We start from the raw sequence: 9,120 nt of genomic DNA, 5'->3' as shown, positions 1-9,120 counted from the left end.
TTGGCTGGTCGTTCAGCTCGTCGCCGGAGGCGTTCAACTATCTGGCGGCGGGCGAGACCCTGGTGCTGACCTACACGCTCAGTGCGAGCGACGGGCACAGCGGCAGCGACACGCAGACGGTGACGGTGACGATCACCGGCACGAACGATCAGCCGGACATCAGCGTTGGAGCGCTCGACAGCGCGTCGGCGTCGGTTGATGAAACCGATGCGGCGCTCAGCGCCTCGGGGACGTTGACGGTGAGCGACTCGGACACGAGCGACACGGTCGACGTGAGCGTCACCTCGGTGGCGGCGTCGGGCACTGGGGGCGACGGCGGGATCAGCAACGCGGACCTGCTGGCGATGCTGAGCCTGAGCGGCGCGAGCGGCAATGCGGCGGACGGGACTGCGGGCAGCCTTGGCTGGTCGTTCAGCTCGTCGCCGGAGGCGTTCAACTATCTGGCGGCGGGCGAGACCCTGGTGCTGACCTACACGCTCAGTGCGAGCGACGGGCACAGCGGCAGCGACACGCAGACGGTGACGGTAACGATCACCGGCACGAACGACCTGGCGGCCCTCTCCTCGGCGAGCGAGGAACTCACCGAGGGCGACACGGCGGCGGCAATCAGCACCTCGGGCACGCTGACCATCTCCGACGTCGACAGCCCCGAGACGTTTGTTGCGCAGAGCAGCACGGCGGGCAGCTACGGCAGCTTCTCGATCGACCAGGATGGCAACTGGACCTATGTCGCCGACGGCGCCCACGACGAGTTCGTCGCCGGCCAGGTTTATACCGATACGTTTACGGTGAGCTCGGCCGACGGAACCGAAACCAGCGTCACCATCAACATCACCGGGACCAATGACGCGCCTGTCGCCGCGGCAAACAGCTACACGACCGCGGAGGACACGCCATTGGTCATTGCGGCCCCTGGAGTGCTCGCCAACGACACCGACGCCGAGGCCGATGCGCTGAGCGCCGTTCTCGTCAACGGACCTGCGCACGGCACGCTGACGCTCAACGGGGACGGCAGCTTCACCTATACGCCCCAAGCCGATTATAACGGTCCGGACAGTTTCACCTACAAGCCCAACGACGGCAGCGCCGACGGAAACACGGTCACGGTGGATCTCAACGTCACCGCCGTGAACGATTCGCCGGCAATCACCTCCAATGGCGGCAGCGACAGCGCAAGCATCAGCGTCGCCGAGAACAGCACTGCAGTCACGACCGTAACCTCGAGCGACGTCGATGGGCCGACCGTTACTTATTCGATCGCTGGCGGCGCCGACGCAGCCAAGTTCACGATCGACGCGGGCACCGGAGTGCTTAGCTTTGTCACGGCGCCCGACTTCGAGAACCCGACCGACGCGGCGGGGGGGTCGTCGGTGGCGGGCGATAATGTCTATGACGTGGTCGTGCAGGCTTCCGACGGCACGCTGGCCGACACGCAGGCGGTCGCCGTGACGGTGTCGGATGTTAATGCTGCGCCGTCGATCAATTCGGACGGCGCCGGAGCGACTGCGACGATCAGCATCAACGAGAACAGCACGGCCGTGACCACGGTCTCCGTGTTGGATGACGGTGAGAATCAGGCGATCACCTATTCGCTCTCGGGTGCCGATGCCTCGAAGTTCACGATCAGCGCAGCAGGCGTGTTGACCTTCGCCAGCGCGCCAGACTTCGAGAACCCGACGGATGCGGACCACAACAACAGCTACCTGGTCACGGTCACGGCAAATGACGGTGGGCTGACGGACTCCCAGGACATCACGGTCAACGTGGATAACGTCAACGACAGCAATAATGCGGTGAGCGACAAGCTGGTCATCTCGACTGGTACGATCGGCACATTTTCGACGGACGTCTTGACTGGAAACGATCTTGTGAACCAGCAAGTCGTCTCCGTGGGTGGAGCGGCGCTCACCGCTGGCGCTCTGACGTTCGATGCGGCCACGCAAACTTTCATTTATGACGCCACGACCGGCGTTGGAGCCGGCGCGCTGTCGTTCACTTACACACTCGCCGACGGTTCGGTAGGGACCGTCTCGTTTGACGTCGTTAATGCCAATCCCGGATACGACCTGGCCGTTGACGGCGGCTATACTGCCGGAACCTACCAAGGTTCCTACCTCGATGCAGGCGGTGGCAACGACCAGCTCGACGGTGGCACCGCACCCGATACTTTGGTCGGTGGAAGTGGCACCGACACACTTGTCGGCGGATCGGGAGCCGATATCCTGCGCGGCGGTGCGGGCAACGACACGCTCGACGGGCAGGGCGATTCAGGCCAGTTCGACCTCATCGATTTGTCGGACGGCTCCACTGGCATCAATTTCACGCTGACCCAAAGCTCAACGGCGACGACGGTGAACCTGAGCTCCATCGGGCTCAGCAGCTCTACGGGCGACAATTACAAGAACATGGAAGGCGTTGTCGGCACAAATTTCAATGACACGCTGAACGGGTCGAATCTTGCCGATGAGCTTCGCGGCGGCGGAGGCAACGACTCGCTCAACGGCAATGACGGCAACGACATCCTGAAGGGCGATGCCGGGACGGACACGCTCAATGGCGGAGCGGGCAACGACACGCTGATCGGCGGCGCGGGCGCCGACACGCTCACCGGCGGCGTCGGCGGCACCAACGTCGACACGTTCGTTCTTACCGATGCCGCGACGTTCGACACGATCACCGACTATGAGTCGGGAGAAATCATCGACATCACCGCGCTTTTGACGACAGCCGCTGGGACGAGCGGATTTGTCCGGTTCACCGCTGCCGGTGACATCGAAATCGATGCCGATGGCAGCGGGGACAATTACGTGAAGGCGGCGCACATCAATACCGGTGTGACTACCGCGACCGTCAGCTATTCGACGGGACCGGGGACCTCGGCCACCGCCGTTCTCACCAAGGGGGCGGCACCCGTCGCCCTCGACATGGACGGAGACGGGCAGGTTAGCTTCATCGGCACGGATGCGGGCGCCACGTTCGATTATGGCTATGGCTATGGGCAGGTCGGAACCGGTTGGGTCGCAGGCAACGACGGCATCCTGGTCCGCGACGCCAACCATGATGGGCAGGCCAGCGCCAGCGAGATCGTGTTCGCGACCGGCGGCAGCGACCTTCAGGGACTCGCTGTTTACGACAGCAACCACGACGGCCAGCTGACCTCGGCGGACGCCTCCTTTGCCGACTTCCAGGTATGGCAGGACGCAAACAGCAACGGAGTGGTTGAGGCGGGCGAGATGACCGGGCTCACCGCGCTCGGCATCGCCAGCATCTCGCTGAGCAGCGACGGCGTCGGCTATTCGGCCGCGGGCGGCGATGTGCAGGTTGTCGGCACCGGAAGCTATACCCGGAGCGACGGCTCAACCGGCGTGCTCGCCGACGCGGTGTTCGTGACGGGGGACAGGGCCCCGGACGCACAGACGCGTTCCGGGTCGGCCCTGACTGCGAACAGCGTGCTGTTCGGAGCCGTGGCCGCGGCCGGCCTGTTGGCGCTTCCTGCGGCTGCGCAGACCCATGCGGCAGACGTCGGCATTCCCGATCCGGCGGAACCCCACCAGGGCCCGCTTGGCGCGCCCGCGCTCACGATCGGAGTTGAGCAGCAGGACCATTCACTCTCGGGCGAAAGCCGGATGCCGCTTCACGAGGCAGCGGACGCGCCGGCAATGCATGAGGGGGTTCGGTTCGGAGAGCTTTCGCACTCGCAGCCTGGTGCATTTGCCTCCGAGCACGCTCCGAGGGAGCTGAGTGAGCTGGCGTCGGGGACCGACGCCCCGCAGCCGCCGGCGGCGGAGCCGCTTGCGTTCGCCGGCGCCATGCCGGCGATCTCCGCCGACATGCTCGAGGCCGCAATGGCCGGCATCGCTCACCACAGCATCGGGAAGACTGGTGGGGTTCCGGCAACGCACGACGGCGAGCCGGCAAAGCTGACCGAAATCTTATCCGATGTTTTGTCGAACGGACCCGGGGGCAAACCGGACATCGATTCATTGCTGAGCGCCATGGGCGACAGCGGCCATCATCACGGCGATCTCACGCTCGCGCTGGCAATGGCCGAACCATTCGCGCACGGAGGCTACGGCTTCCAGTCCAACATGACCATGATGTCCGTCGACGAAACGATGGTCCTTCACGTCGCTCCCGCAGTCTCGGCGTAGGAGATCGCGATTGCGCAGGGAGAATGCACCGGCACTGCGCGCCCGATGCGCCCGAGACGGAGCCTTGCAGGAACAGCACTGAACTTCGGTCTCTTGAGTCGAATGGCCGGTCGGGCGGTGCTATGACCGCACAGGAGCGGGCAGATTTCGAGGCAGCGCCATGTCGGCATTCGCCCGAACGCAATCGCCTGCGGCGCCGAAGCGGTGCGCCATTTATACGAGGAAGAGCCTGGAGCAGGGCCTCGACAGCGAGTTCAACTCGCTCGATGCGCAGCGGGCGATCTGCTCAGCCTTTCTGACGAGCCAGGCGCACCGGCGCTGGACCGAGCTGCCGGCCCATTATGACGATGCGGGTCATTCCGGCGCGACGCTCGACCGGCCCGCGCTTCAGCGGCTGCTGGCCGATGTCGAGAACGGCCTCGTCGACGTCATCCTCATCTACAAGCTCGATCGGCTGACGCGGAGCCTTCGCGACTTCGTCCGCTTGCTCGACCTGTTCGAGCAATATGACGTGGTGTTCGTCTCGATCACACAGAATTTCGATACGGACGACAGCATGGGCCGGCTCATCCTCAATGTCCTGCTCACCTTCGCGCAGTTCGAACGCGAGATGCTCGCCGACCGCCTGAGGGACAAGTTCGGCGCCATGCGCCAGCGCGGGATGTTCGTCGGCGGCCACCCGGCGTTCGGCTACGACCTCGTCGACCGGCGCCTTCGCATCAACCGCAGGGAAGCCGCGGCGGTGCGGCGCATCTACAATCGCTTCCTCGAACTCAAATCCTATCATGCGGTATTGCAGGACTGCAGCGAAGCGGGCGTCGTCACGAAGGTCCGAACCACACGCGACGGGCGGCAGGTCGGCGGGAATCCGCTCAACATCGGCATCATCTATCACGTTCTGAAGAACCCGCTCTACGTCGGCAAGGTCAAGCACCTCGACCAGCTGTACGACGGGGTCCATTCGCCGATCGTCAGCAAGGAGATCTGGGACAAGGTCCAGGCACTCCGGTCGACCCGGAAGCTTCAAACGGTCGTGCATATCCCGAAAGGGGATCTGCTGCGCGGAATGATGTTCGATTCCTTCGGGCGGCTGATGTGCTGCAGGCATGACAACTGGCGCGGCAGGAAGTGCCACCGCTATTATTTCTCGAACCAGAACGAATGGGGCAGACGGCACCACATCCGGCGGTTCCGCGCCAATGCCGACGAGCTCGAAGCCCTTGTCCTGGCCTCGATCCGCGCGCTCCTGTGCGACCGGGAACGGGTCCGCTCCATTCTGCTCGGCATCGGCTACTTCGGCCGTGACCTCGATGGCCTGGCCGCTGCGGGGGGCGGGGCCGCAGCGCGCCTGCAGCAGTCGGAGCGGCGACGGGTTCGGGCGATCCTGCTCGCCCTGATCTGCCGCATCGAGCTGTCGCGCGAACGCGTGAAGCTGGTGCTTCGCAAGCAGGAGATCGCCGACTTTCTGGGCTGGGGCCGGTCGGGCATGTTCAAAGGCTCACCCGATTCCTGGGGACGGCCGCACGCGACGGAGCTTGTCGATATTCCGGCATGTGCGGTTCGCTATATGAGGCGGTTCACATTGCCCATCGAGCCACGCCGGGCCGGGCAGCAGGCTCATCCGTCGGCGCGGCTCATCCGGCTCGTGCGCGAGGCCCGGCAGCTTCAGTCGGTCGTCGACAGCGAGCGCGACAGCTCCATCGCCGAGCTTGCGAGGGTGCGCAAGCTCGCACCGGTGACGTTCGAGCGGAAGCTCCGGCTCAACTATCTTGCGCCCGATATCATCACCGCCATTCTCGACGGCACGCAGCCCGCCGGCCTTACAGGCCGCAGACTGATGACCGTGGACCTTCCGCTCGACTGGGCGCTCCAGCGCAAGCTGCTTGGCTTCGCCGACCGGCCCGACCACCGGCCCGGCGACGACGTTTTCCGCAATCATCGTGCGCCCGTGCTCGCCGGATGATGCAGCCACCATGGCTGCGGCTTGGCTCGCCCGAACGTCCCGCGAGGCCGATCGCGTGGCGGAGAACCTGCGAGCCGGCGCGGTGGCGCCGGAAAAACGGCCGCGAGCATTTGTGCAAATCTCCGCGTCAGGCCGGCACCTCGGTCGGGGGCGCCCCTTCCTTCGCCCACTTCGCCGCATATCTTTGGACTTCAGCCAGCTGGACACGTCCCCAGCGGTTGCCATAGCCGTCCGCTTCGACATTTTCGGGCTGGTCGAGTGTCTTCTGCCAGCGGCGGAGCTCGGCGATATAGGCATCGCACGGGATGCGCTCGAAGCTGTCCTTGTCGGCCACGTCGTAGATGCCGATCTTCGCCCATTTCTGGGTCCACCAGTCCGGAACGTCCACGAACGGGTACAGACAGACTCCGTGCAGGCGGACGCCGGCGTTGAGCGCCTTCAGCGACTCCTCCATGGTCATTCGCAGCCACTCAGCGCGCGTGTCCTGGTACCCGCTGGTTTCCCCGATGATGATCGGCCGATTGTAACGGTCCCACGCGAATTCGAGCAGCTCGCTCAAGGGCTTCCTGCGAGGATCTCGGGGGCCGAGGGTTTGGCGCTTCTTGTCCGCGTTCAGCTGGACCTGGCTGTAGTGATAGACGTTGACGCCGACGATATCGAGGATTTCGGGTGAGCCGCCGAGTTCCGGAGAAATACGCCCGCAAAGCATGTCCCACGCCTCCATCGCATCGCGATGCTCCTCCTCAAGCGCTTCATCAGCAAGATCGGGACGGTTCGGCGGCGGCACGGCGTGGACGATGGGATCGACGTGCACCATCCGCGCGTCGGGCTCGATTTCCCTGATTGCCTTCACCCCGGCGATATCCATCCGCACGAGGGCGCGCTTGAGCTCTTTCTCACGACCCTTCGCGAACGGATACATCCATGCAAGGTCGCTGGCCGCCGCCGAAAAGAATGTGATCTCGTTGATGGGCGTGAAGAAATATGGTCCCTTCGCGCTGCTGGTCGCGAACTCGGCCGCGGCGCGGCAATAATTTGCGAAGCGCTCGACGCATTCGTCCGAGAACAGATCGCAACCGTCCGGGAAACCATAGTGGCACAAGTCCCAGATCGGCGTGATCTTGCATTCGGTCGCCGCGTCCTGGACCGACCTGACGCTCGACCAGTCGTAGCGTCCGCCGCCGAGGTCGACCTGGGGCCAGCGGATCGCTTCGCGCACGACCCCGATTCCGAGGTCCATCGCGGCCGCCAGATCGTTCTTCAAATGACGGTCGTGGCCGGTCGCGGCGACATAATCCTTTCGCTCATTGTCCTTCCAGATGAAGGTCGAGCATTCGAACCCGGCCATGAAGAATGTCGGGAAGAGGGCGCCGTCACAGGACGCCGACACGTCTGGCTGCATTGCCGGGTCCTTTCAGCCGCAGCGGGAACTCGCCCCGGACGAACTCTCCTTCGCGATTGTTGTTCACGGGGCGAGGCGCCGCGCCCTGCGCGCATGACGCGAGACGAGGACGGGGATCGGCATCCGCGCCGCTGCTTGTCGCGCAAGCGCAAGGAAAGGCCGCCGGTCGACGGCCGCACGTCACGCTCCGCATCTTTCCGCTTTCCTACATGAGAACAAATAAGGAACATGAGCGCCGGGGAGTCGCTTATGCTCGTTCTGGACGCATCCACCCTGCTCGGATTGGCAGCCCTGCTGACAGGCCTTTCGGCCGTCATCTGGTCCGTCCGGCGCAAGCCCTAGATTTCGGGTAGTCGGGTCGCGATTTTTGACTTGAGATGTAGGATTTGCCGCGACACTGTTCCTCCAGCGTGTCGAATCGCAGCAGGGGAGGGCGGGTGCTGCTCGGTGCACCCGCTTTTCACAAGGGCCGCAGGCAGTCCGGTCGGTTTGCTGCGGACGCCTGCACGGAATCTCCGCACGCTTCGACGATCGGGCCGATCGGACACGGTTTGATGGTGCGATTGTTAACCGATCAGCGGCTATCGTTGCCGGACTGGCTCGGAAAAAAAGCAATGATCGGGAACCTGACTTCGGAGCGCGCCGGCGATGGCCGGTGCGCCCCGAGAGCAAGCATGTATCTCACCGCCGCGATTTACGTTGAAGGCGCTGCGATCCCCGTAAAGATCAGGAACATGTCGAGCAGCGGCGCCCTCGTGGAAGGCAACGTGGTCCCCCCCCACCGGTTCGGCGGCGCGGCTGGTTCGCGGCGCACTCGCGGAAAATGCGCTGGTTGCCTGGTCCGCCCAGGGTCGGTGCGGACTGAAATTTCCTCGTCAGATCGAGGTCCAGCGATGGCTGGCGCCTCCAGCCAATGGAGAGCAGCAGCGAGTCGATGAGCTTGTCGGGATCGTCAGGGCCGGAGCAGTGCCATTCCCGCATTCGAAGCTCGGTCCGCCCGGCGCAGGCACCGGGTACGATGCCGCAGCGAAGCTCGCCGAGGATATCTGCCGAATTTCGGCGCTGCTCGACTCCCTCGCCGATGATCTCGCGAGCGACGCTTCACTGGTGGCGCGGCATGGAGACAGGCTGCAGAAACTCGACATTGCGGTGCAGATGCTCAGCGCGATTGGATCGCTGCTGCCGCCGAACGAAGACGGGACAGCCGCAACCGAAAAGCTGGAGTGCCTGCGAAGGAGCGCGCTCCAGGCGCTGGAGTCGACGGTTGGCTGCGCGGTCCCGGTCGGGCCGGAGCCGTCGCAACCTTGAACTGACCCGGCCGGGGTCGTGAGGATGTTCTCGAATCGCGCCGGCTGAACCTGGGGGTTGGCTCGCTTACCCGCTGCAAATCCAAGAGACGAACGCGAAGAATGATGGCCGGGCGCCGACGGCCGGACCGGTCGCCCGGACTGACGCAGGAATTGTAACTGCCTGACGCGATGATGTAAGCGGGTCGGGCGCCGGCGTCGTGCGATGAACGGGGCCGGCATGCCCGGTCAGGGGCCCGGCAGATCTTCCCGGCCGGGTCCCTTTGCCGTCCGGCGCCGGCGCGGCTTGCGGGCCGG

Annotated in this window: 4 protein-coding genes; 3 read left to right on the top strand and 1 reads right to left on the bottom strand. The window is 64.7% G+C overall.

Features of this window, described 5'->3' with window-relative positions; all coding sequences use genetic code 11:
* Positions 1-4,151, top strand: a 4,151-nt coding sequence (locus GH737_RS10690) for a beta strand repeat-containing protein (protein WP_155264808.1), incomplete at its 5' end; no start/stop codon positions are given.
* A 160-nt stretch (positions 4,152-4,311) separates the two neighbouring features.
* Positions 4,312-6,114 carry a recombinase family protein gene (locus tag GH737_RS10685; RefSeq protein WP_155264807.1) on the top strand — a complete coding sequence of 601 codons (1,803 nt, stop codon included), beginning with the start codon at positions 4,312-4,314 and terminating at the stop codon, positions 6,112-6,114.
* A gap of 127 nt (positions 6,115-6,241) precedes the next feature.
* Here GH737_RS10685 and GH737_RS10680 read toward each other — a convergent pair whose 3' ends face one another.
* Entirely contained in the window at positions 6,242-7,516 is a 1,275-nt protein-coding gene (locus GH737_RS10680; protein ID WP_155264806.1) for a glycoside hydrolase family 1 protein, read from the bottom strand.
* Positions 7,517-8,482: 966 nt separating this feature from the next.
* Between GH737_RS10680 and GH737_RS10675 the strand changes: the two genes are divergently transcribed.
* Positions 8,483-8,824 (top strand): hypothetical protein, encoded by a 342-nt coding sequence (locus GH737_RS10675; RefSeq protein ID WP_155264805.1) that lies wholly within the window; start codon positions 8,483-8,485, stop codon positions 8,822-8,824.
* Positions 8,825-9,120: the final 296 nt, after the last annotated feature.

The organism is Sphingomonas segetis (assembly GCF_009720245.1).
Taxonomy (GTDB): domain Bacteria; phylum Pseudomonadota; class Alphaproteobacteria; order Sphingomonadales; family Sphingomonadaceae; genus Sphingomicrobium; species Sphingomicrobium segetis.
Note: the sequence above shows the minus strand (reverse complement) of the source record. Positions and strands in the feature narration are given on the sequence as shown.